General features: G+C 38.3%; 24 protein-coding genes. 6 read left to right on the forward strand and 18 right to left on the reverse strand.

The genetic code is table 11. From position 1 onward, the window contains the following. Positions 1-3: 3 nt before the first annotated feature. The gene (locus J536_RS05320) at positions 4-699 is read right to left on the reverse strand and encodes an MBL fold metallo-hydrolase (RefSeq protein WP_032062287.1); all 696 of its coding nucleotides are present in this window, start codon (positions 697-699) and stop codon (positions 4-6) included. 191 nt (positions 700-890) lie between these two features. Here J536_RS05320 and J536_RS05325 point away from each other — a divergent pair, with 191 nt between their 5' ends. Next, the gene (locus J536_RS05325; RefSeq protein ID WP_032062288.1) at positions 891-2162 is read left to right on the forward strand and encodes a sigma-54 interaction domain-containing protein; all 1272 of its coding nucleotides are present in this window, start codon (positions 891-893) and stop codon (positions 2160-2162) included. Positions 2163-2231: 69 nt separating this feature from the next. Beyond that, positions 2232-3143, forward strand: coding sequence for a bestrophin family protein (locus J536_RS05330; protein WP_032062290.1), 912 nt, complete (start codon positions 2232-2234; stop codon positions 3141-3143). 47 nt (positions 3144-3190) lie between these two features. Here J536_RS05330 and J536_RS05335 read toward each other — a convergent pair whose 3' ends face one another. Genes J536_RS05335 through J536_RS05360 form a run of 6 tightly spaced genes read right to left on the reverse strand, consistent with a single transcriptional unit; the run spans position 3191 to position 10040 of the window. Continuing rightward, positions 3191-4249 carry a 2,3-butanediol dehydrogenase gene (locus J536_RS05335; RefSeq protein ID WP_032062292.1) on the reverse strand — a complete coding sequence of 353 codons (1059 nt, stop codon included), beginning with the start codon at positions 4247-4249 and terminating at the stop codon, positions 3191-3193. A 29-nt stretch (positions 4250-4278) separates the two neighbouring features. Next, positions 4279-5064: an acetoin reductase gene (locus tag J536_RS05340; protein WP_032062294.1), complete on the reverse strand. Its 786-nt coding sequence runs from the start codon at positions 5062-5064 to the stop codon at positions 4279-4281. 26 nt (positions 5065-5090) lie between these two features. Then, the gene (lpdA, locus tag J536_RS05345; RefSeq protein WP_032062296.1) at positions 5091-6494 is read right to left on the reverse strand and encodes a dihydrolipoyl dehydrogenase; all 1404 of its coding nucleotides are present in this window, start codon (positions 6492-6494) and stop codon (positions 5091-5093) included. Between the two features lie 10 nt (positions 6495-6504). Next, the gene (locus tag J536_RS05350; RefSeq protein ID WP_032062298.1) at positions 6505-8043 is read right to left on the reverse strand and encodes a 2-oxo acid dehydrogenase subunit E2; all 1539 of its coding nucleotides are present in this window, start codon (positions 8041-8043) and stop codon (positions 6505-6507) included. Position 8044: 1 nt separating this feature from the next. Then, positions 8045-9064: an alpha-ketoacid dehydrogenase subunit beta gene (locus tag J536_RS05355; protein WP_001133051.1), complete on the reverse strand. Its 1020-nt coding sequence runs from the start codon at positions 9062-9064 to the stop codon at positions 8045-8047. Between the two features lie 13 nt (positions 9065-9077). Beyond that, a complete protein-coding gene (locus J536_RS05360) occupies positions 9078-10040 on the reverse strand; it encodes a thiamine pyrophosphate-dependent dehydrogenase E1 component subunit alpha (RefSeq protein ID WP_001177517.1) in 963 nt (320 codons plus the stop codon). Positions 10041-10402: 362 nt separating this feature from the next. On the opposite strand from J536_RS05360, the gene lipA reads away from it, so the two are divergent. Beyond that, complete coding sequence (gene lipA / locus J536_RS05365) at positions 10403-11389, forward strand: lipoyl synthase (protein WP_032062300.1); 987 nt, start codon at positions 10403-10405, stop codon at positions 11387-11389. Between the two features lie 156 nt (positions 11390-11545). After that, positions 11546-12685 (forward strand): hypothetical protein, encoded by a 1140-nt coding sequence (locus J536_RS05370; RefSeq protein WP_032062302.1) that lies wholly within the window; start codon positions 11546-11548, stop codon positions 12683-12685. Between the two features lie 48 nt (positions 12686-12733). On the opposite strand, the gene J536_RS05375 is transcribed toward J536_RS05370, so the two are convergent. Continuing rightward, on the reverse strand, positions 12734-13486 hold the full coding sequence (locus J536_RS05375) for a TenA family transcriptional regulator (RefSeq protein ID WP_032062304.1): 753 nt from the start codon (positions 13484-13486) through the stop codon (positions 12734-12736). Between the two features lie 320 nt (positions 13487-13806). Here J536_RS05375 and J536_RS05380 point away from each other — a divergent pair, with 320 nt between their 5' ends. After that, positions 13807-15036 carry a GGDEF domain-containing protein gene (locus tag J536_RS05380; RefSeq protein ID WP_032062306.1) on the forward strand — a complete coding sequence of 410 codons (1230 nt, stop codon included), beginning with the start codon at positions 13807-13809 and terminating at the stop codon, positions 15034-15036. A 243-nt stretch (positions 15037-15279) separates the two neighbouring features. Here the strand turns inward: J536_RS05380 and J536_RS05385 are convergent, their stop codons facing one another. The 8 genes from J536_RS05385 to J536_RS05420 all read right to left on the reverse strand — a co-directional run bounded on the left by J536_RS05385 (position 15280) and on the right by J536_RS05420 (position 22685). Beyond that, positions 15280-15996 (reverse strand): hypothetical protein, encoded by a 717-nt coding sequence (locus tag J536_RS05385; RefSeq protein ID WP_025468409.1) that lies wholly within the window; start codon positions 15994-15996, stop codon positions 15280-15282. Positions 15997-16326: 330 nt separating this feature from the next. After that, positions 16327-17418 (reverse strand): chorismate synthase, encoded by a 1092-nt coding sequence (gene aroC, locus J536_RS05390; protein ID WP_032034983.1) that lies wholly within the window; start codon positions 17416-17418, stop codon positions 16327-16329. Positions 17419-17430: 12 nt separating this feature from the next. Continuing rightward, positions 17431-18438: a 50S ribosomal protein L3 N(5)-glutamine methyltransferase gene (gene prmB / locus J536_RS05395; protein WP_002113580.1), complete on the reverse strand. Its 1008-nt coding sequence runs from the start codon at positions 18436-18438 to the stop codon at positions 17431-17433. Positions 18439-18674: 236 nt separating this feature from the next. Then, the gene (gene trpB, locus J536_RS05400; RefSeq protein WP_032062308.1) at positions 18675-19880 is read right to left on the reverse strand and encodes a tryptophan synthase subunit beta; all 1206 of its coding nucleotides are present in this window, start codon (positions 19878-19880) and stop codon (positions 18675-18677) included. A 36-nt stretch (positions 19881-19916) separates the two neighbouring features. Then, positions 19917-21104, reverse strand: a complete 1188-nt coding sequence (locus J536_RS05405; RefSeq protein WP_032062310.1) for a vWA domain-containing protein — start codon at positions 21102-21104, stop codon at positions 19917-19919. A 15-nt stretch (positions 21105-21119) separates the two neighbouring features. Then, positions 21120-21971, reverse strand: coding sequence for an AAA family ATPase (locus J536_RS05410; protein WP_002113662.1), 852 nt, complete (start codon positions 21969-21971; stop codon positions 21120-21122). Between the two features lie 29 nt (positions 21972-22000). Then, positions 22001-22387, reverse strand: coding sequence for a hypothetical protein (locus J536_RS05415; RefSeq protein WP_032062312.1), 387 nt, complete (start codon positions 22385-22387; stop codon positions 22001-22003). Continuing rightward, the gene (locus tag J536_RS05420; protein WP_032062314.1) at positions 22380-22685 is read right to left on the reverse strand and encodes a YcgL domain-containing protein; all 306 of its coding nucleotides are present in this window, start codon (positions 22683-22685) and stop codon (positions 22380-22382) included. Before J536_RS05420 ends, J536_RS05415 begins: the two co-directional genes overlap by 8 nt. A gap of 471 nt (positions 22686-23156) precedes the next feature. Between J536_RS05420 and J536_RS24925 the strand changes: the two genes are divergently transcribed. Next, positions 23157-23321, forward strand: a complete 165-nt coding sequence (locus tag J536_RS24925) for a hypothetical protein (protein ID WP_002113596.1) — start codon at positions 23157-23159, stop codon at positions 23319-23321. A 72-nt stretch (positions 23322-23393) separates the two neighbouring features. On the opposite strand, the gene J536_RS05430 is transcribed toward J536_RS24925, so the two are convergent. After that, the gene (locus tag J536_RS05430) at positions 23394-23729 is read right to left on the reverse strand and encodes a hypothetical protein (protein WP_032062316.1); all 336 of its coding nucleotides are present in this window, start codon (positions 23727-23729) and stop codon (positions 23394-23396) included. Positions 23730-23907: 178 nt separating this feature from the next. Then, the gene (locus J536_RS05435; protein WP_032062317.1) at positions 23908-24174 is read right to left on the reverse strand and encodes a hypothetical protein; all 267 of its coding nucleotides are present in this window, start codon (positions 24172-24174) and stop codon (positions 23908-23910) included. Positions 24175-24223 lie beyond the last annotated feature (49 nt).

Consider the following 24223-nt stretch of genomic DNA (forward strand, 5'->3'; position numbering starts at 1 on the left):
ACCTTATGATTGTGAAGTTGAGCCACAGGCCTGATTAGCAGGAAGTGCTTTATCGATTTGTTTTGGATATGGGAGATTTAAATTATTCATTAATTCAATAAAATCTTCACGCGAGCGATTCTGACCTAGACGTGAATTATTTAAGCGTTCATAACCAATTGTTGAAGACAGACGACCTTTATAATCGTGTCCCGGATACACAATAGTCTCGTCAGGCAGGCTAAAAAGTTGTTTATGAATACTGTCATAAAGTGTACCTGCATTACCTTGTTGGAAGTCAGTTCGACCACATCCATCAATTAATAATGCATCACCAGTGAAAACCATGTTTTCAACCAAATAACTCGTACAAGCATTGGTATGACCTGGTGTATAACGTGCTTCAATACTGAGGTTACCGACTTTAAGCATGCAACCATCTGTAATTAAAATATCTCCGCAACTCACATCTGAGTTTCGATGTAAAACTGATTTGCAATGAAAACGTTCACGAAGCAAATTCGCAGCAGTAATATGGTCTGCATGGACATGGGTATCTAAGGTATAGATGAGCGTAAATTGATGCTGCTCTAATTCTTTTGCATAAATCTCAATATCTGATGCGACTGGATCAATTAAAACAGCCTCTCGTGTTTCTTCACATCCAAGCATATATGTATAAGTCGAACTTTCTTTTTCAAAAAACTGCTTAAAGAACATGATTTATACCCTAATAATTTATTTCTTTCCTATATTTTGCAAATAAGATGCCAATTATTTAAAATTAAATAATAAATATAAAAATCAAATATTTATAATAATAAGTAAATTTTAAGCTAGAAAATAAACTCAGCTTGATGTTCCTATGAAACTCAAGTATGTTTCAATGAAACGATTGTGAAACACATGAAATGGCAAAGTTAAATTTTGAGTCAGAACAAGATTTTTTTACTTTATTTGAGCAATTAAAAGCTTTACTCCCAAATGCGAGTCTGTTTCTCGCTGACACAACGACTCAAGCAATTCACTATAAATTTAATACAGATGACATTTCTATTGAGAGTATGGCAGCGCTTACTCAAGACCATCATAATCAGTATCTTGAAATCAATACTCCTAAAATGAGAAAGCGATTCATCTATCAGGAAAATGATATTTACATCGCAGAGCATCGCATTATCGGGAAATTGCATATTCTACAGCCTGTTTGCATAGAGAATGATATTGCTGATCAAGTAGAGCTAACAGAACAATTGCAAGACTTGGCTAAAGTTTTCAATAGTTGTTCACCAGAAATGGCTCGTATGTTTTCAATTATTCAAAGGGTGGCAATTACTGAGTTTCCAGTGCTCGTCCGCGGTGAATCTGGTAGCGGTAAAGAACTTGTGGCAAAAGCAATTCATGATTATAGCCAACGTAAAAATAAGATTTTTGTAGCGATTAACTGTGCAGCTCTTAATGCCAATATTCTAGAAAGTGAACTTTTTGGACATGTGAAAGGTGCTTTTACGGGAGCAATTCGCGACCATAAAGGTGTGTTTGAACGTGCCGCAGGCGGAACACTGTTTCTAGATGAAATTGCCGAGATTCCTTTAGAGCTTCAAGCTAAATTATTACGGGTGCTAGAAACAGGTGAATTTACTCCTGTAGGTGGTGAAAAACCAATTCAAGCCAATGTCCGTATTATCACTGCAACGCATAAGGCGCTACGGGAGGAAGCTAAAGCTGGTCGTTTCCGTCACGATCTACTCTACCGTTTACGTGTAATTCCAATTTTTATACCACCACTCAGAGAGCGTAAAGTCGATATTCCTCTCATTGTCGATCAGATTTTAAAAGAAAGCTCCACTCAACTCGACACAATGCCTCGCCATGTTAATCAAAAAGCCATGCAAATTTTATTGAACTATGACTGGCCAGGAAATGTTCGTGAGCTTAAAAACACCCTTCTTTATGCGTTAACCATGGCAAATGGTAAGGATGAAATTGAAGTCGAAGACTTACCAAATGAACTCTTAAATGCTGAAGATTACGTTAAATTGCCTGAGACAAATACAGAACTTACCCCTGAAAATGTACAAGCTGCTTTAGAAAAATATAACCATAATCTAAATATGGTTGCTAATATTTTTGGTATTAGCCGCACTACTCTTTGGCGATATAGACAAAAGCATAAGCTTTAGTTAGGTATTTAGCTCGTCTAAGGCGTATCATATTGCACTTAGTTAGGTTCATTAGTTCAAAGGCTTTATATGATTGTTCGTGATAAAAGCAATGTATTTAAACTTTTATTTGCTTGGAAAGGAACAATTTTACCGAAGGTCTTGCCAGCACTGAGTTTTGTTGTACTTATTTCAGCATGTGTAGTTTGGCTCTCTTATTATCATTGGATTCAAATTCCTACCGTACCCGCGATCGGATTTACTATCTTTGGTGTGATTCTTTCGATTTGTACGGGTTTTCGAAATAATGCGTGTTATGACCGATGGTGGGAAGGTCGCAAGCTCTGGGGTGCTTTAATTGCTAATGCCAGACATATTGTTAGAGATAGCCATGTTTTATCTAATGAACAACGTGAACATTTAATTCATCAGGTCTTAATTTTTAGTAACTTATTGCGTGATCGTTTACGTCAACAAACAGTTGAACCTACAAAATTTCTTGAGCATGCCTATTTAAATAACTCTTCACTTAATTATTTAAATGAGCATATTAATGCACCGCAATTTGTACTAGAAAATATTCAAAAAGATTTAGTCAAAGCTCTAAAAGACGGCGACATTAGTGACATTATCTATAGCACCTTAAATCGACATATTGTTGAGCTAGGCAATATTCAAGCGGGTTGTGACCGAATTGCTGGCACGCCTTTACCCTACTCATATTCAGTACTTTTACATCGCGCCGTTTACTGTTTCTGTTTTATATTACCGTTTAGCCTTGAAGCAGCTTTAGGTATTTGGACACCGCTTATTGTGGGTTTAATCGCTTATATGTTTTTAGGACTAGATGCATTAAGCGCTCAAATTGAAGAACCTTTCGGTTTGCAAGAAAATGATTTACCACTCGACTCTATTGTGCGTTTGATTGAACGTGAGTCTCTAAGTTCTTTAGGACAGCCATTACCCCCTATTATTGAAGCTCAAAACAACAATTTACTTTAATAAAAAAGAGCGAATCATCGCTCTTTTTTATAGGCTTGAGTGTCTATTTATGGATGTACGATAATCTTAACGGCTGACTCATTGTTATGAATTAAGGTTTCAAAACCTTGTGAAATCAAATCATCAAGTTGAATACGCTGGGTAATAAAAGGTTCCAGATTTATTTTACCTTCTTCGACCAGTTTAATGGTTTCTTGATGGTCATTTACGTAGGCAATTGTGCCTCTTACATCGAGCTCTTTCATTACAACACTGTGCACATTAATTGATGCTGGGTGGCTCCAAATCGAAACTATAACGACCACGCCTGTTGGTTTCACTGCCGCGACCAAAGTATCTAATACCTTGTTAACGCTACTACATTCAAATGCAACATCAACACCATCGCCATTAGTAATTTTCATGACCTCAGAAACAACATCAACTTCTGACGGGTCTAAAATATAATCTGCAACACCCGACTCCTTGGCTTTTTCTTTACGTTTTGCACTTAGCTCGGTAATGATGACCTTAAGCCCTTTCGCTTTCAAAATTGCCGAAAGCAATAAACCAATTGGGCCGGCTCCGCCAACCAGTGCAATGTCACCAGCCTTTGCACCACTGCGCACATAGGCATGATGACCCACCGATAACGGTTCAATTAAGGCTGCCTGATCCAGTGGAATTTTATTGGAAATTGGATGCACCCAACGGCGTTTAACCGCAATTTTCTCCGATAAACCACCACCACGACCACCTAAACCAATGAAGTTCATATTTTTGGAAAGATGATAATTATCGCCCGGTCCAGTTGGTACATCGTCGGCCACAATATAAGGCTCCACGACGACATGTTGACCAATTTCAATATCATCAACACCTTCACCTACCGCATAGACCACCCCTGAAAATTCATGTCCCATGGTAATCGGCGCAGATTCGCCTGAAATAGGATGCGGATGTCCACACGGTGGAATAAAAATTGGCCCTTCCATAAACTCATGCAAATCTGTACCACAGATTCCACACCAAGCCACCTTGATACCTACAGTGCCAGGAGTGACGTCTGGTTCAGGGATATCTTCAATGCGAATATCGCCTCTGTCATAAAAACGCGCTGCTTTCATTATTATCTCCCTCAAATCAGGATGTTGTTTTAGCGATAGACAATTCCGCCGTCCGTTAAAATGGATTGACCCGTAATATAGTCCGAATCTTCACTTGCCAGAAAAGCAACTAATGCAGCTACATCGTCTGGAGTTTGGGCTCTACCTAAAGCAATGCCTTCCACATATTTTTTATATGTTTCACCGACTTCTGCACCCGTAATTTCAGCAAAACGTTTATCGATTTCAACCCACATATCCGTTCCGACAATTCCGGGACAATATCCATTTACCGTAATACCCTGACTGGCATATTCTTTTGCCGCAGCTTGGGTAAGTGCTCGTACCGCAAATTTGGTTGCCGAGTAAATACCGAGTAAAGCAAACCCGTCGTGGCCTGCAATTGAGCAAGCATTAATGATTTTTCCTTTATGTTGACGTTGCTTAAATTTTGCAGCAGCAGCCTGTATTCCCCACAGCACGCCACCAATATTAATATCAACAATTTTTTGGAATTCATCAGGTGTGATATCCGCAATCGCTTGAACTTGTGCAATTCCAGCGTTGTTAATCATGACATCAAACCCACCAAGTGTCTGCTCAGTATGATTTATAGCAGCATACACTTGCTCACGGTCACTGACATCGGCAATAAATGTGCTCGCATTTACACCTAAAGCCTGAATTTCTTGCTGCACATCGTTCAGTCGATCTTGTTTCATATCAACTAATGCAATATGTGCCCCTTCTTGCGCCAAGCGCAGGGCAATCCCACGGCCAATGCCTTGAGCTGCCCCAGTCACTAAAACGACTTTATTGCTTAATCCTTTAACCATGTTCAACTCCTGTAAATGTAGAGTTTCTACATATGAATCGCTCGTTGCATTGAGGCCAAAATGGACTCATGCATGGCTTCTGATAAGGTTGGATGTGGGAAAATCACTTGAGCTAAACTTTCATCAGTTGCTTCTAGATATTTGGCAATCGCAAAGCCTTGGATATGTTCAGTCACTTCATGACCTACCATATGTGCACCAAGTAATTCACCCGTTTCTGCATGTACCACCGTTTTAACGAAGCCTGTCGCATCTCCAATTGCCAAAGCTTTACCATTTGCAGTTAAAGAAAACTTACCGATTCGTATAGGTAGATTCTTAGCTTTTGCTGCATTTTCCGTTAAACCAATACTCGCCACTTGTGGATGTGTAAAAATACAACCAGGTATCTGGCTACGATCCAGTGAATGGACATTTGCTACACCAGCGATTTTCTCGACACATATCATGGCTTCATGGCTTGCTTTATGAGCGAGACACGGTGCACCAGCCACATCACCAATGGCATAAAGCCCTACTACATTGGTTTTACAATAGTCATCAATTGCCACAAAACCTTGTGGATTGAGTTCTACACCTAAACGTTCTATTCCTAGCCCCGTGGTATTAGGCTGTACACCAATTGCCGAAAGCACGCGATCAAAAACAAGCGTTTGAACATCATTTGCCGTTTCAACCACACAGTGGACTTGCTCATTTTCAATCTGAATACTTTGAACGACAGCATCGGTTAAGACTTTCATACCTTTTTGTTCAAATTGTTTTCTGACAAATTGGGCAACCTCTGCATCTTCAGTTGGTAAAATCTGCTTGGCTAAATCAATTAATGTCACCTGACAACCCAAATCTTGATAAAGGCTAGCAAACTCACTACCAATTGCACCTGAACCTACAACCAGTAAACTTTTCGGTAACTGCTCTGGAACAAGCGCTTCTTTATAGCTCCAGACATATGTTCCATCGACAGGAAGCTGAGGAACATGTCGAGCTTTAGCTCCAGTTGCCAAAATAATATGTGGCGCACTCAAAGCCTGACTGTTACCTTGAGCATCGGTCACTTCAATTTTTTCTTTAGCTGTAAGTTGAGCGCGACCATTAAAAACAGTCACCTGATTCTTTTTCAGCAAGTAATCAATACCTTGTACCAGCTGAGCTGACACTTGTCTGCTATGTTGCACAAGCTTTTGAATATCAAAATCGAGTTGAGATACCTGAAAACCAAACTGTCCTGCATGTTTAAACTGGGTTGCGAGCTCTGCACCTGCAAGCAAAGCTTTAGTTGGAATACAGCCCCAATTTAGACAAATTCCGCCTAAATGTTGCTCTTCTACAATTGCGGTTTTTAACCCGAGCTGGGCTGCACGAATTGCAGCCACATACCCACCCGGTCCCGCGCCAATCGCAATTAAATCAAATTGAGCTTCTGACATGGGGATTCTCCTACACCAAAATTAAAGCAGGGTTTTCAACAAACTGCTTAAAGCTGGCCAAGAATTTCGCCCCAACTGCGCCATCAATGACTCTGTGATCACATGACAATGTCGCTGTGACAATCTCACGAACCACTACATTGCCATTTTCAACAACAGCGCGAGATTCGGAAGCGCCTAATGCCATAATTGCACCTTGCGGTGGATTAATAATGGCATCGAACTGTTTAATGCCTAACATTCCTAAATTTGAAATGCTAAAGCTGCCGCCCTGAAACTCGTCGGGTTGTAACTTGCCCGTCTTAGCACGGGTTGCTAAATCACGCATGTCATCGGAAATTTGTGCTAAAGACTTCTGATTCGCAGCTTTTACAATGGGTGTAATTAAACCGTTTGGAATCGCTACAGCCACCGAAATATCCGCTTGAGAGAACTGTAAAATTGATTGAGTCGCTTCATCAAATTGAACATTCACCTCAGGTACTTTAATTAGTGCCGCAGCAGCTGCTTTAATTAGCATGTCATTAATTGAAAGTTTCACTTGTGGAACAGTCTCATTAATCTGCTTACGTAGTTTTTGCAAAGCCTCCACGTTGAGATCGACCACCAAGCGGAAATGCGGTGCATTACGTTTTGCAGTCTGTAACCGTGAAGCAATCGCTTTACGCATCCCATTCATCGCCACAGTTGTAACGGTGGATTGTGGTTGAGCAACAGCACATTGAGCAGATTGTTCATTTACCGACGTTGGGTTGTTACGATAGTAAACTGCCTCAACATCTTCTTTACAGACGCGACCACGAGTACCTGAAACACGGCAGTCATTTAGGTTAATGTCCCATTGCTTTGCTAAACGACGTGCTACAGGCGTCGCTAAAACTTGGCTATCATCGGCCGTAGATTTAACCACTTTAGCTTGAGTTTGCTGCTTAATATCAGGCCATTGACCACCAGCAGCCTGCACAGCTTTCTGGATGTCTTGAACACTAATACGTCCTTCACGACCAGAACCTGTGACTTTTGCCAAGTTCACATTGTGCTTTTCTGCAAGCTTTAACGCATGCGGTGTTGTAAACAATTCATCAGATGCTTGATAGCCTTGTAATGACTCGGGTACAGCGTAGTCACCTTTAGCAGTCTTTACTGGAACTGGAGCACTTGCAGCTACAGACTGTGGTTGTTCTGCTTTTTCAGCAACAGGTGCAGATGTTTCTGCTTTACTTTGCTCCGAAGATGCTTCAGGGGCTTTAGCTGCTGAACCACCTAGTGATGCAATAAATTGCTCAATTTCTGCATCAGAAACTTGGCTTTCAGCACATACGGCAATAAGACCACCAACAGGTAAAGTATCACCATCTTTCGCTAAAATTTTACGGAGTGTTCCAGCAAAAGGCGCTTCTAATACATTGACGATTTTTGTGGTTTCAATTTCACAAATTTCATCGCCTTTATTAAAGCTATCGCCTTCTTTAATCAACCATTGGGCAATAGTACCTTCTTCCATGGATAATCCCCATTTCGGGATCTCCAGCGTTTTAATTTCGCTCATCCTAAGCCTCCAATGTTTTTCGCACAGCTTGCTCAATACGCTCTACACTTGGAATCCATTCTTTTTCTAAAACTGGAGAGAATGGAACAGGCGTATGTGGTGGCGTTACGAGTTCAACAGGTGCTTTCAAATAGTGGAAACCTTTTTGAGCAATCAGTGCAGCCACATCATGACCAAAACCACAGCGTGCTGCTGATTCATCGACAATAACCACACGCCCAGTTGATGCAACAGACTCTAAAATTCCTTCTTCATCAAGAGGTGAAATCGTACGAGGGTCTACCACTTCAACCGAAATACCATCTTTTGCCAATTTGTCTGCCACTTCATTGGCGCGGTGTACCATCAGGCCTAAAGCAATAATGGTCACGTCTGTGCCTTCGCGGGTGTAATTTGCTACACCAAAAGGAATGGTATAGGCATCATCTGGAACTTCACCTTTAATGTCATATAGCATTTTATGTTCGCAGAACACCACAGGGTCATCATCACGAATAGCCTGAATTAATAGTCCTTTCACATCATATGGGCTAGATGGAACTACAACTTTTAAACCCGGAACCGCGGCAAATACGTTATATGGTGACTGAGAGTGCTGAGCTGCCGCAGAAAAACCTGCGCCAATCATGCCACGTACAACCATTGGCGCTTTTGCTTTTCCGCCAAACATATAACGGAATTTAGCGGCTTGGTTATAAAGCATGTCATGACACACGCCATAGAAATCCATAAACATTAAATCAGCAACAGGACGTAAACCTGTTGCAGCCGCACCGGCGGCCATACCGATAATTGCAGACTCGGTAATTGGTGTATCAATCACACGTTCTGAACCAAACTCCGTCCATAAACCTTTGGTTACACCAAGTACCCCACCGAAGCCTTCAAGCTCGTTCTCTTCGGTATTTTTACCGCCGTGCCCACCACGAACATCTTCACCAACAACAAATACAGTTGGGTCACGACGCATTTCTGATTCAATGGCTTCTTTAATTGCATTACGAAAACTTTTATTTGGCATCTTTACTATTCCTTTAGTAAGAGACATAGACGTCAGTAAGGAGTTGTTCTGGTTTTGGATAAGCCGCAGCACGAGCTTTAGCAACGGCATCATCAACATTTGCCTTAGAAGCTGCATCAATCTCGTCTAGTTTGGCTTCATCAATTTTGCCTTTGACTTTTTCGCGGAAAATTTTCAAAGGATCTTTATTTTCTTTGATGAACTCTACTTCTTCTTTAGAACGAATCAAGCCAGGGTCACCTTCGAAGTGGCCATAAAAACGGTTTGTAATGGTTTCAATCACACTCGGACCTTCACCACGACGTGCACGTTCAATAGCAGTTTGAGCGGCTTCATAGACGGCAAAGAAGTCTGTACCGTCAACTTTAACCGCAGGCAAACCAAAACCTGCTGCACGACCTGCAATGTCTTTGCTTCCTACTGCGTAATCATGACCAGTACCTTCACCAAAACCGTTATTTTCGAAAACGAAAATTACTGGAAGTTTAAGAACAACAGCCATGTTCATTGCTTCAAAAGTAAGGCCTTGGTTTGAACCACCGTCGCCTGTAAAAGACAGTCCGACACCACCAGTCTTTAAGGTTTTCGCTGTCAACGCCGCACCAATTGCTAGAGGAGGTCCACCACCCACAATCCCGTTGGCACCGAGCATACCTTTATCTAAATCAGCAATATGCATAGAACCGCCTTTTCCACGGCATAGCCCGTCATCTTTACCGAAAATTTCCAGCATCATGGCGTGAATGTCACAACCTTTTGCAATACAGTGTCCATGTCCACGGTGTGTTGAAGTGATATAGTCTTTGTCGGTTAAATTTTCGCAAATCCCGACTGCTACAGCTTCTTCACCACTGTATAAGTGAATAAAGCCAGGAATATCACCATTGGTATTTTCTTCGTGAAGTCGATCCTCAAATTCACGAATATCGCGCATGCGTTTATATGCTGCGAGTAATTGCTCTTCCGTTAATTGCATATCCTTTTCCTTTATTATCTTGATTATTAAAAATCAACCAAGTTTCAGCGAGAGTTATATATTTCGCTATAAATAATAAAGCTCAATTTAATTTAATATGCTATTAGACTAAAAATTTTTTAATGATTTTTATGGATATAATTTTTTATTTTTCAAAAACTTGTAAAGCAAAAATAAAATAAAAAAATTTTAATACATTTCATTGGCTTGTGAAACAAACCTTTAACCAACCTTTATTAATTTATAATATTAGCTGTGTACTACGCTCATTAATAAACTCCATATCCTTTATTTAAATTATAAGGATTTTTATTATATAGAGTCTAGTTAAAAGTTATTTAATATAAAATGGAATTTTATATATGGACTTAAAAAGGCAAATAGAAACTGGTATTAAATTAAGAGGAGCGGATAAAGTTGCTCGCATTCCGATTAAAATTTTACCTACAGAAGAGTTACCGACTAAACCGGACTGGATTAGAGCGAAAATAACCGATTTTGAAGAAATTAAACGCATAAAGAATTTGCTGCGCCAACAAAAGCTACATAGTGTTTGTGAAGAAGCCGCATGTCCAAATCTACCTGAATGTTTTGGTGGTGGTACGGCAACATTTATGATTATGGGCGATATTTGTACTCGTCGCTGCCCATTTTGTGATGTCGCTCATGGTCGCCCAAAACCGCTAGATGAAGATGAACCTAAGCATCTGGCAGAAACAGTCGCAAATCTAAACTTAAAGTATGTCGTGATTACCTCTGTAGACCGCGACGATCTACATGATGGCGGAGCTGCCCATTTTGTAAAGTGTATTGAAGAAATTAGGAAACGTTGTCCAGAAACATTGATTGAGATTTTAGTACCAGATTTTCGCGGTCGTTTAGAGACAGCGCTTTCAACTCTAAGCTTATCACCTCCAGATGTGTTTAATCATAATATTGAGACGGTTCCTCGTTTATATAAAGCGATGCGCCCCGGTTCAGATTATCAACATTCGCTTGAGTTACTTAAACGCTTTAAAGCATATTGTCCCGATATCAAAACTAAGTCTGGCCTGATGGTTGGATTAGGAGAAATAGAGGCTGAAGTGCTTGCCCTACTCAACGATTTAAAAGACTATCAAGTCGATCTTGTCACGATTGGTCAATATCTTCAGCCTTCAAAATCACATGCGCCGATTCATCGGTTTGTAAATTTACAAGAATTTGAACGATATACTCGACACGGTAAGCGATTAGGTTTTAATAATATTTGGAGTGCACCTATGGTTCGTTCTAGCTATTTTGCTGATCGACAATATTTCGGAGAAGAAGTGCCAAAGCCTTTCAGCCGACAAGATGTCTTATCTTAATGATTAGGCAATTAACAAAACTTATCCAATAGGATAATGGTCAAGACTTATAAAATTATTTAAGGTAAGGAGATAACTAGGAAATAGTCACAATAAGAAAGTTATAGATGTTGAGCGGCTACGGATACGCCATTTCAATGATAAAGGAATTTCGATATGGATATGTCAGAACAATTATCATCGCCTTTAATAGATACTACCCCGTCCTTATTTCGGCCGGAATCCTCATCTCATTCTAAACAATTAGGAAAAAAACCATCACTTGAACTTGAGGCAGCACCTTTGTTTGATCTGGGTGAGGAATGGGAACATTCATTATTTGGTCGTTCGATTCATGAATGCCACCGCAACTTGATGCATATTGCCGAAGATGCCGATATGGCCATTGGTGTGACTGATCCTCATGGTACTCTACTTTGGACATGGAGTAGTCATCCTATGCGCTCATCGGCAGAGCAAGTACATTTTGTCGAAGGTGGCCAGTGGTCTACTCAGGCTGTAGGCCAAAATGCCATTGGTTTAGCATTAAATACACATTCTGCAAGCTGTGTTTACTCTCACGAAAACCAAATGAATAGTGTCAGAGACTGGGTCTGTTATGCAGCACCGATTACCGATGCGAATACAGGTCAGTTTTATGGAATTATGAATTTATCGACCAAATATCAAAAACATAATTCACTTGGAGTTTTAGCAGTAGAGCGTTGTGCTGACATTGTTAAACAAGCAATTCAGCTTCATCAAAAAAATATCTTATATATTAAAGCCTTCGGTACTCCTAAAGTTCAATATAACCAACACAGCCTTACATTAACTCAGCGTCAAATTGAGATTCTATGTATTTTAACTCTTTGTCCGGAAGGGATTAATCTTGAAGAACTTCACTATGCTTTATATGGTGATCGGCCTGTAAGTACTACCACTTTAAAAGCAGAACTTTCTCAACTCAGAAACTTAATACCCGACGTTATCGAGTCACGACCATATAGACTTAACTGCGAAATTCAATGTGATTTTTTAATGGCCGAACAAGCATTAAACCTAGGCTTCACATCAACTACGCTTACACTCTATAGAGGAAGTTTCTTAGCTAAATCAGAAAGTCCTTTTTTATGTGCATGGAGAGATTGTTTTGACGCTCGTTTGAGTCATGTGATTTATCAAATTGAAGATATTGATCAATTATTACGTGTAGTCAGTCGTGTACCAGACCGTGTAGATGCTGTGGAACGTTTACTTGAATTATTACCCGAAGAAACACCTTATCGAACTAAACTCTTAAAGTTGCTCGAATAAAATAAAAGGGAGAATATCCATACGATATTCTCCCTTTTTAAGGCTAGATCAAGCAGAGGCTTGAAGCTGTATCCTATAGCAGTCGTCCAAAGCTAATTCATAATATCGCAGCCCTTCTTCAGCAGCATGAAATGCTTTTTGCTGCCAGTCAGGACGATCATTGCATAAGCGTTTAATCAACTCCATAGCTTCATAAGGATGAAGATCATCATAATGTGCATGAGCGCGCAACCAAGCTAAAGAACGTTTATCAATCGTTACTTCAGGATGATCTGTATAAGTATGAATCCCTTTATACACCTGAATAGACCAATCTCCAGTTGCCCATTCAATCGCCAAATTTGTTGCAGCCAGACATTCTGCCAAATTGCCTCGATGACTCATATTCCATAGAAAATGGTTTACAGCATTCATAGCAGCGGGTGGTCGTACGCGATCAAGTTCTTCAACTGTTAAACCAAAACCTCCAGCCCAATCGCGATACCATTTTAAGTGTCGCTCTTCTACCTTAATATTTTGGATTAACCAATCTCGTGATTCTGTAACTCCCGGTTCAGAAAATCCAGTCGCTTTCCCCAATGCTCCAGCCATATATGACGGGAAATGGGCGACTAATGGATAGAAATTAAGTAGAGCATAACGGAAACTATCTAGGCTCAATCCCCCATTGGCCATTTCCGTAAAAAACGGATGTTTACTCACCCGTTCTTTAGCTGGTAACAGGTCGTCCCAGAACCGTTGTGACCATCCATTATGCGGCGTAATTTCTAAATTCATTCCATATTGATTTAGAGCAGTCATTGCTAATTTTCCTATTTATATGACAGCAATCATCTGTATTTCACGCTATAAGTCTATCCGAAAATGATAAAGATACAATCGTTAATCGACCATTTGTAACTTTTTTCGATGGATTGGAGAACTTTAGATAATTATTAGGCTAATCATTGAAATGTCGTGATTTTTATCACATTTAACATAGATAAAAATCATTACTTTTTTAAAAAATCTGTATTATTATTTTGAATAAACCACACATTATATAATCAATATTTTTAGATGGAACTTTACTTAAAATAAGTCTCATTTTATGACAACTTCCAATATAGAGAGCATTAATTATGAAGTTGCAGGGTTCCAATATATTGGGACAGGAACAAATAGATTTATTAACCACACGAGGATTAAACTTTGTATGGTTTCCAAAGCAGCTTGAAACGATTTATCGTTTTCAATACCAAAACGGTGCTGCCTATGAGTTCCGCTATAGAGCGCCTATTATTTTAATATTATATATATTTTTAAGCTTTGGTATATATCAAGTTTTACCAAGTGAACAAGTTTTATCCTGGTTTAGCTATTATTCTTGGGTTGGTATAATTGTTCTTATCGCTTGGATTTTATCATTTATTAAAAAATTAAATCAGTATTTTGATTATTATGTAGGAGTTGGCTCGGCTTTAGCGGTAGCAATTACTTTTATTTTAATTAACGTTATTGAGAATGGACAAGATAATGTTCTTTTTCATGCTGCGATGATGTATGCAATCGTTATTATTTATGGTGCTGTTGGCATGCGCTTCTATACCGCCATATTTGCTGGATGGATGGGAGGACTAGTTGGAATTTTAGTAAGTAACTACTTAAATGGTGTGATTGATTGGACGTTCTTAAACCGAACTTACACTTTTAGTAGTTTTTTGGGAATGACTCTCGCCTATGCAACGGACCGTCAACATCGAGAAAACTATCTACAAAACTGTATGATTGAGCTGAACCGTATTGAGCTCATGCAACAAGCGCAGCAGTTATCCTTACTTTCTCAGCAAGATGCACTTACTGGTTTAGCCAATCGACGTTATCTAGATGAAACTTTGGATAATGAATGGCGCCGTGCATTACGACATGAAACCCCACTCACTATTATGATGGTCGATATCGATTATTTTAAAGCCTACAATGATACGCTAGGACATCTCAAAGGTGATGAATGTTTAAAGGAAATCGCTATTGCTATTTCTTCTATTGCTGCTCGTAGTGGAGATTTAGTTGCTCGTTATGGTGGTGAAGAGTTTTTACTACTATTCCCAATGACAAATTCTCAGCAAGCTTTGATACAAGTCGAACGTTTAATGAATGCGATTAATAAAATTGCGATTAAACACCCATGTAGTGATGTTTCACCACATGTCACTATTAGTGTAGGAGTCGCAACCACAATTCCACGTCTAAACGATTCTATTTCTGCTTTTGTGGCACGAGCTGATCATGCATTATATAAAGCAAAAACCAATGGACGTAATCAATATAAGATTGCTGTAAACGAAGAACAAATTGTAGATTTAACTTAATAATGTCAAATAACAATTGAGGATAACTTTTGGCTAGTGATTACATTATTTGTTTTTGATATTATCATTTTGAATTAAAATAATGAAAGAATTCTCTATTTAGCTTTTCCATCCGTGGTAAAGCTAAAATGTAATCTAGATTTAATATGTACTAAATATTGTTGTTTAGTTCTTAATATTAAATTAAGAATGGTTTAGTTAAGATTAATACATACCTACTCTAACCTAAAAAATTCCAGTTCATCAGAATTCTCCTTTTAACTTCTTCCAAAGTTTATTTATAAGATAGAGCAATAAGTTTTGCTCCATCCTTGGAGGTGTTGTCTGAACAACTTCATTTGAAAACGGCAATATCGAGACAATATTCTCATGTATCGTTTCATAGTTCGGATGAGCCTCTTTTTTAATAATCTCTATAATTTTTTGTATTTCATCTACAGATAAGTTCAAGAATTTTTTAATTTCTTGGACTGTCTTTGATTCAATAGATAATAAAGCACAAACTCTAGTGACATTAACAATCTGCTCTGCATGAATATTTTTAAAGTTTGGATAACAAACAAGTTTATATAGAATTTTTGTCTCAAATGGATCTGTAGCAGTTATATTTTCTATTCGTTCTCGATAAGATTTTTTAAAATATTCATTATTTTCAATTTCTAATAAAATTTTTAATAGTTCCTGATACCTTAAGGGCCTCTTTAACCCATATTGATAACCTTTTAAAAGCTCAGGATTATTACTTAATACAATTTTAATTTTTTTAGGAATAAGAATATTTGTATAGCCACTGTCTAAATCAATAATATATATATCTGGATTATCATCACTATATATCCAGTTTTCAGATAGCTGAGAGGATAAAGATAAGTCATGAATAACTTTTATCATTGCCTCTAAGTTTTTAGGCAATAGTTTATCCTTTGACATACAGCCAATTCTATATGTACATTGATTCATTGATATTTCCCCAATTTCAATGATGACTTTGAAAATTATTTGTTTAAAGTAATAAAATTTAAATATGTAATAAACTTATATAAAACTAATCTGAATAAAATTAGTTTTAAGATATAAATATCTTGAGTAAGTATAAAATTAATAAGACTTTAATTTCTTACTTAAGCAGATAAATATATTCAGAAATAAATCGCGGGTATTATATTTATATAGAGATTATAAGACAAGGAAATAATTTAAAATTTAATAGAGCCGAATATGATAAAAAAATTAAAGCCCCCAAGTTTAAGTTAAATATGGGGGCTTAATTTACTATAGTCAAAATTATGACTATGGTTCAATTGGTGCAAACGGTGGAACAACATCTGCATTTTGTGCACGATGGCGTAGGAAGTGATCCATTAGGACAATAGCCAACATTGCTTCTGCAATTGGAGTTGCTCGTACACCTACACATGGGTCATGACGACCTTTAGTTAACACATCAGTATCTTCACGGCTTAAATTAATCGTTTTACCTAGTGTTGTAATACTTGCAGTAGGTTTTAATGCAATGGCAACTCGAATCGTCTGACCACTCGAAATACCGCCTAAAATACCACCTGCATGGTTCGCTAAGAAGCCATTACTCGTCAACTCATCACGTGTTTCATGACCAAACTGCCCAGCAACTGCGAAACCATCCCCGATTTCAACACCTTTAACCGCATTAATGCTCATCATGGCATGAGCAATGTCAGCATCTAGACGGTCAAAAACAGGTTCACCCCAGCCTACAGGAACTTTTTCAGCTAAAATTTCTAGCTTAGCCCCGCAGCTTGTACCTTGTTCACGCAAAGACGTAACCAATGCTTCAAAACGAGGAACAGCATCTACATCACCACAGAAAAATGGATTATTTGGAACTTCATTCCAATCCAGTTTTTCAGCAACTTCATTACCGATTTGAGTGACATGACCACGAATCAAGACACCAAATTTTTCTGCTAAATATTTTTTAGCAATAGCACCCGCTGCAACACGCATAGCAGTTTCACGTGCACTCGAACGACCGCCACCACGGTAATCACGGAAACCATACTTTTGTGTATAGGTGTAGTCCGCATGACCCGGTCTAAAGGTTTGCGCAATATTTCCATAATCTTTCGATTTTTGGTCAGTATTACGAATGAGTAAACCAATTGGCGTACCAGTAGTTTTACCCTCAAACACACCAGAAATAATTTCAACCTGATCAGGTTCTTTGCGCTGAGTCGCAAATTTTGATGTACCCGGCTTACGGCGGTCCAGATCTTTTTGTAGATCTTCTTCGGTTAACTCAAGACCAGGTGGCACACCATCAACAATTGCCATTAAGCCAACGCCATGAGACTCACCACATGTCGTTACACGAAAGAGTTGTCCAATACTGTTCCCTGCCATATGTACAACTCCTTATGCTTGTTGCTGTTCAAATAGTTTTCTATAACGACGACATTGTTCTGCGGTTAAAGCAAAAATGCCAGAACCACCTTTTTGGAAAGTAAGCCAGTTGAAATCAATCGTATTGAAGTTTTGGCGCATAGCCCATTCAGAATTACCCACTTCAATGACAATTAAACCATCTTCAGTTAAATAATCTGCCGCTTGAGCAAGCATTTTACGCACGAGGTCTAAACCATCTTGGCCTGCTGCCAATGCAAGCTCAGGTTCGTGTAAAAACTCTTCCGGTAAGTCAGCCATATCTTCGGCATCAACGTACGGAGGATTACTTACAATTAAATCGTACTGGTTTTCAGCTGGAATCTTGGCAAATAAATCAGATTCAAGTAACGCAACTTGATATTGCTTATTGTGGTGTTCAACATTAATCGATGCTACTTCTAAGGCTTCTTTAGAGATGTCCGTTGCATCCACTTCCGCATCTGGATATGCATAAGCCAAAGCAACAGCAATACAACCAGAACCTGTGCACATATCTAAAATACGCTGTGGAGTTTTAGGTTTAGCATTTTCTGGCAGGTTGTTAAGTGCTTCACGCATTTGACCATTTTCATCTAAGCAATATGGTGCAAAGCGCTGTTCAATTAATTCAGCAATTGGTGAACGCGGGATAAGTACGCGCTCATCCACATAAAATGGCTTATTAAAGAAGTAAGCTAAATTTAATAAATAAGAAGTCGGAATACGGTCATTAATACGACGTTCTAACAAACTTAAGAATTCTGCTTTTTCACTTGGCAAAAGCTTAGCGTCTAAAATCTCTGAGTCTGCTGACCATTCAAGAGATAAGGTTTGTAAAACTAATGCAGAACTTTCTGCAAAATAATCTTCAGTACCTTGTCCTAAATGTGCATCATGTTGACGTAATGCTGATACCCCAAAGCGAATAAAATCTCGAATTGTAGATAAATTTTCAGCAGCTTCCTGTAAATGTTCAGGGCTAATCGTCGGTCGCTCCACTTAGGCGTCTCCAAAGGCAAATTTTGCAAAGTGACTATTCTACTGAGTGAGACAAAGCAACGCAACGCTTTGCCCTGTGAAGCAGTGTTTTACACACCTATCTCTAACAATCACAGCTTAAAATCAGAATACTTTGTTTTAATTAAGAAATAATGAACTTTTAAGAAAGGATAAATTCAGTCTATGAAATAAAAAAGCGATCTTTGAAGTTCAACCGCTTTTTGTGTTTAGTTGGTTTAAAGCTTAAGTTTTTCTGCCACATAATCCGAATCTTTGTCTCCACGACCAGAAAGATTAATCACAATCATGGTTTCTTTCGACAGCTTTGGTGCTTCTCGTATTGCCCATGCGACAGCGTGTGAGCTTTCAAGCGCAGGAACAATTCCTTCTACACGAGATAAGGTCATAAAAGCATCCAAACATTCTTGGTCAGTTGCAGTGCTATATTCCACACGGCCTAAATCTTTTAAGAAACTATGCTGTGGACCAACACCAGGATAGTCCAATCCTGAAGCAATAGAATGCACGGGTAACGGTTCACCAGCTTCATTTTCAAGCACGTAACATGCCATACCATGAATTTGACTTGGTTTCCCTAAGGTTAAAGTTGCCGAATGCATGTGAGTTTCTAAACCATGTCCTGCTGGTTCAACCCCAACCAATTTCACATCCGAATCATTTAGAAATGCTGTAAAGGCACCGATTGCATTTGAACCACCACCAACACATGCGACAACATAATCTGGGTTTTTACCAAAACGATGATGCGTCTGCTCTTTAATTTCATTGCCAATAATCGATTGAAAATCTCGAACCATTTTTGGAAATGGATGTGGTCCAACTACAGAACCAATTGCATAAATAAAGTTTTTAGGGTCTTTTAAATATTCTTCAAACGCGCTATCTACAGCATCTTTTAAGGTTGCTGTACCACGTGTTACTGAAACTAAATGAGCACCCAAAATTTTCATTTTGACCACATTAGGGTGTTCTTTTTCAATATCGACTTGTCCCATGTGAATTTCACATGGAATACCAACTAAAGCACAAGCCGTCGCTAAAGCAACGCCATGCTGTCCCGCACCAGTCTCGGCAATAACTTTCTTTTTGCCCATATATTTAGCAAGTAGAGCCTCACCTAAACAGTGATTAATTTTATGAGCACCTGTATGATTTAAGTCTTCACGTTTTAAATAAATTTGTGCGCCACCTAACTGTTCAGATAGACGCTTCGCATGAAATAACGGACTTGGACGACCTACATAATTTGAAAAGAGGTCCGATAATTCATTTTGAAATTCTGGTGTATGTCGAATTTCTTCATAAGCAACATTAATTTCATCCATTGCTTCTTTTAAATGCGGAGGAATAAATTGGCCTCCATATTCACCAAAAAATCCCTGTTCATTTGGCAAAGCAATACCATTAATTTGATGTTGCATATCATCCCTCTTTTTAAATTATTAAAGTTATCAAGTTTATCGAGAAAGGTAGCGTGTTAAGTCCTCAATGCCTTTTAAGGTCATTGGATACATATGGTTTTCAAAAATCTCTTTAATCCAACCAATGGTTTGAGTGTAATGCCAATACCCTTCAGTTTCAGGGTTTAACCATGCTGTTTTATCAAAATGTTGACGTAGGCGACGTAACCAAACCTCACCTGTTTCATCATTCATATATTCAACCGAGCCACCTACCGATTTCAGCTCATACGGTGCCATACTGGCATCACCCACCACAATTACACGATAGTCGCGTCCGTAAGTATGGAACAGATCCCATGTATTCATGCGGGTTGCTGTTCTTCGGTAGTTATCTTTCCAAACATAGTCATAAAGACAGTTATGGAAATAAAAGTATTCGAGTGTCTTAAACTCACTTTTAGCAGCACTAAAGAGTTTTTCGCATTGGGCAATGTGCGCATCCATCGAACCACCCACATCAAACAACATGAGTACTTTTATTCGATTACGACGCTCTGGCACCATTTGAACATCAAGAATACCTTGTTTGGCTGTTTCTCGAATAGTTCCATCAACGTCTAACTCTTCAGCTGCGCCTTGGCGAGCAAATTTGCGTAAACGTCGTAACGCAATTTGCATCTGACGAGTTCCAAGAACTTGGTCGTCATCTAGATTTTGGTATTTCCGCTGTTCCCAGACTTTAACCGCCGAACGTTTACGCCCCGGCCCACCAATTCTGACGCCTTCTGGATGGTCACCAAAAGCTCCAAAAGGTGAAGTTCCACCTGTGCCAACCATACGGTTACCACCTTGGTGTTTCTTATGCTGTTCGCGTAAACGCTCTTCTAGCATTTTCATCAGTTCTTCTAAAGAACCTGCTTTTTGAAGTTCAGCTCTTTGCTCTGGTGTTAAATGCTTTTCGAGAAGTTCTAAATCGAACCAGTCTTTTGGTAATTTATGAACTTGCTTAAGCAACTCATCGATATCAAAAGTTTCAATGCCATCAAAGTAATCTTTCATGGCACGATCAAACTTATCAAAAAATCGCTCATCTTTAACTAAAATAGTTTTAGCAAGTTGATAGAACTCATCTTGGTCAGCAAAAACCAAGCCTTCACTCACTGCACGGTTTAAGTCAATGAGTTCACGCGTGGTAACTGGAACACCATATTTACGTAAGGTGTAAAATAACCGCACAAACATGGGTTATTCCCTCCTTTAACGTCGCGACATGAAAGCCAAGCGTTCGAGAAGTTGTACATCTTGCTCGTTTTTGATGAGAGCACCATATAAAGGTGGAATAGCTTTAGATGTATCTCGATTACGTAATACATCTTCAGGCATATCATCTGCCATGAGTAAGCTTAACCAATCAATCAACTCAGAGGTTGATGGTGGTTTCTTTAAATTAGGAATTTCACGTAGTTTAAAGAAAACTTGTAAAGCTTCGTTCACCAATGTTGCAGAGATATTTGGGAAATGAACCGCAATGATTTCTCGCATTGTGGCTTCATCTGGAAACTCAATATAGTGGAAGAAGCAACGGCGCAAGAAAGCATCTGGTAATTCTTTTTCATTATTTGAAGTAATAATTACAATTGGGCGTTGCGTTGCCGTAATTGTTTCATTCGTTTCATAAACATAAAAAGACATTTTATCGAGTTCATGCAATAAGTCATTTGGAAACTCAATATCGGCCTTATCAATTTCATCAATTAATAATACGCAACGCTCTTCACTGGTGAAAGCTTCCCACAGTTTACCGGGTTTAATGTAGTTCTTAATATCGTAAACTCGGTCATCGCCTAACTGGCTGTCTCTTAAACGAGAAACTGCATCATATTCATACAACCCTTGCTGCGCTTTAGTTGTAGATTTGATATGCCAAGTAATCAGTTTTAAACCCAAACTTTGTGCTACTTGTTCAGCAAGTAAAGTTTTACCCGTGCCTGGTTCACCCTTAATCAGTAAAGGCTTTTGCAAAGCACGAGCTGCTTTTACAGCAAGCTTAAGACTATCAGTCGCAATATATTGATCTGTACCGGTAAAATGTTGGGTATCAGCAGACATGTAAAGACCTTATTTTTCTATTTCAATGGTTAGATGGAACGCATGTTTTTGTTTGTTGAATATTTTGACCAACAATATCCAATCACCAAACCTAGACCAACTACAAACAGAATTAAAGATAAATTTGACCAAATTAACGGACTGTCTTTAGTTAAAACACCAAAAAGGAGTCCAAAAATAGCAGGTGCTACAGATGCATTCGGTCCTTCAGATACTGTTGGTGTAACTAAAATAGCAAATACAATCAGCCAGCTAATTGCACCCAAAGTAGTAGGAAGACGGCGCATTAATCGCCACCAACACCACAAAGCAATAATAGCGCCTATTCCATAAGCTGCTAAAGCAATAACACCTTCAGGAATAACATCCAAAAAAGAAAATAATTGATTCATTATTCCAGTTTGATCTTCATGCACCACGTAAGCCCTCTGGTTCAACTGCATTCGGGTTAATTAACCCTTCTGGCGGCATCTGAATAAAGAAACCTTTTGTTTGTAATGAGTCTAAAACATGTAAAACATTAACACGCGCCAATTTACGTGTTGGAGCTAACTCTAAATGCATGACAAACGTTGCACGACCAAACGCTTGTAAAACAGCTTCAGGAACATTTTCAAACGGATCAGCTTGCTCCGCATTGTCAGGATAGTTTGGACGAGCAATATACATGTACATTTCATCTTTTTTGCTCGATCTATAAATATCACAGTGCATTTCAAATCAACTCTTGAACTAAGGACAGCATACATGAAAAAAAACGACTCACACACGCAGGTTTGTTTACGCATCAGTCGTTTTTTTAATTCTTGAGAAATATTAACCTACAACAATGATTAAGGTCGATAATAACTTTGTTCCTGTTAAAAACAAGGTTCCATATAAAATTAATAAACATTTGATTTTAAATAATTAAATATAATTTTCAACTTTAATAAAATAAAACAATTTTTAGGAAAAAAGAAAAAATGTTCGTTACTGAGTACTTTTTGTGATCTATCTTTAATAATTTCACGATTTAATTCTATGAAATTTATCATATTACAATCAGGTATTACCTTTTTAAATTCACATTTGAGTAAAATTTCTAAGCACTCAATATACATTGGGAGACATTACTTAACTGGTTTAAATTTTCAACATGTTTAAATATTAAGTATCTTGTTCATAGATATGGAGGATGAAATTATGCCTCGTGGTGATAAAACTGCTTATACAGCCAAGCAAAAACGTCAGGCCAAACATATTGTTGAGAGTGAAGTAGATAGAGGCCATTCTCAAGAAGAAGCCGAACGAATTGCATGGTCTACCGTCAATAAACAAGATGGTGGCGGTAAGAAAAAGTCCCATTAATATATAAAAATAAATACTTCTTTAGCCCAAACTAAAGAAGTATTTTTTATTTAAGGACGTGTTAATTTTTTTCTAGAAGACGCGAGAGCTTTTTATATAGTCATCGCTTACTTGATTTAAGGCAGTCAAAATAGCGCTATCATCTTGACTTAATAAAGCCTCATTAAGACTTTCCATATAAGCGATGAGTTGAGTTTTAGAGGTATGGGCAAATTCTGTCGTTACAGCTTCATCTTCATATAAGATTACATAACTACGTGCGAAACCGTAGATTAGGTAAACTGCTGCTTTTTCTTTTGTATCTTGAGATTCTTTAAGTGACTGCTCACATGCATTTTTTAAGTCTTTAAATGCATCTGTACCAGTAGATTGATTTTTGAAAGATAAAAGTATTGTTTGGAAGTTCATATCCATATTCCACTCAAAAAGTAAAGCTACAGAACAAGATAGAACCTGTCAAATAAAATCCTGATTAATATAAATTTAATTGTAAATAAATTTATATTTAACTTCATTTAAATCATGGAAAAACATACAGTAAAAAACCACTCTTTTTTAAGAGTGGTTTAGTTAAAACAATCATTCATTAGAAGCTTATTTCAATTGTAATCGTGGTACCAGAGTGCTCAATATCAGTTGAGACATTAAAACCTCTCCTTCTAAGTTCCTCTTCAACCAATGTAAGATGATCAGGACTTATAGCATCAACAGGAAACCAGAAAGTTGTTTTTCGTTTCCCCTCCTTAGATTCAGACTCAGTACCAGTTAAAATTTTTTCCAATATGACGTCTTGATTTATTTTAAAGTTTTTAGCATTTTGACGAGCTTGTTCAGCATTAAAGTTGTTAAGCATATTTATCTCTCTAATTATTAATTTATCTAATTTTATATCATAAAAACGC

The organism is Acinetobacter sp. 809848, from assembly GCF_000581275.1.
Taxonomy (GTDB): domain Bacteria; phylum Pseudomonadota; class Gammaproteobacteria; order Pseudomonadales; family Moraxellaceae; genus Acinetobacter; species Acinetobacter pittii.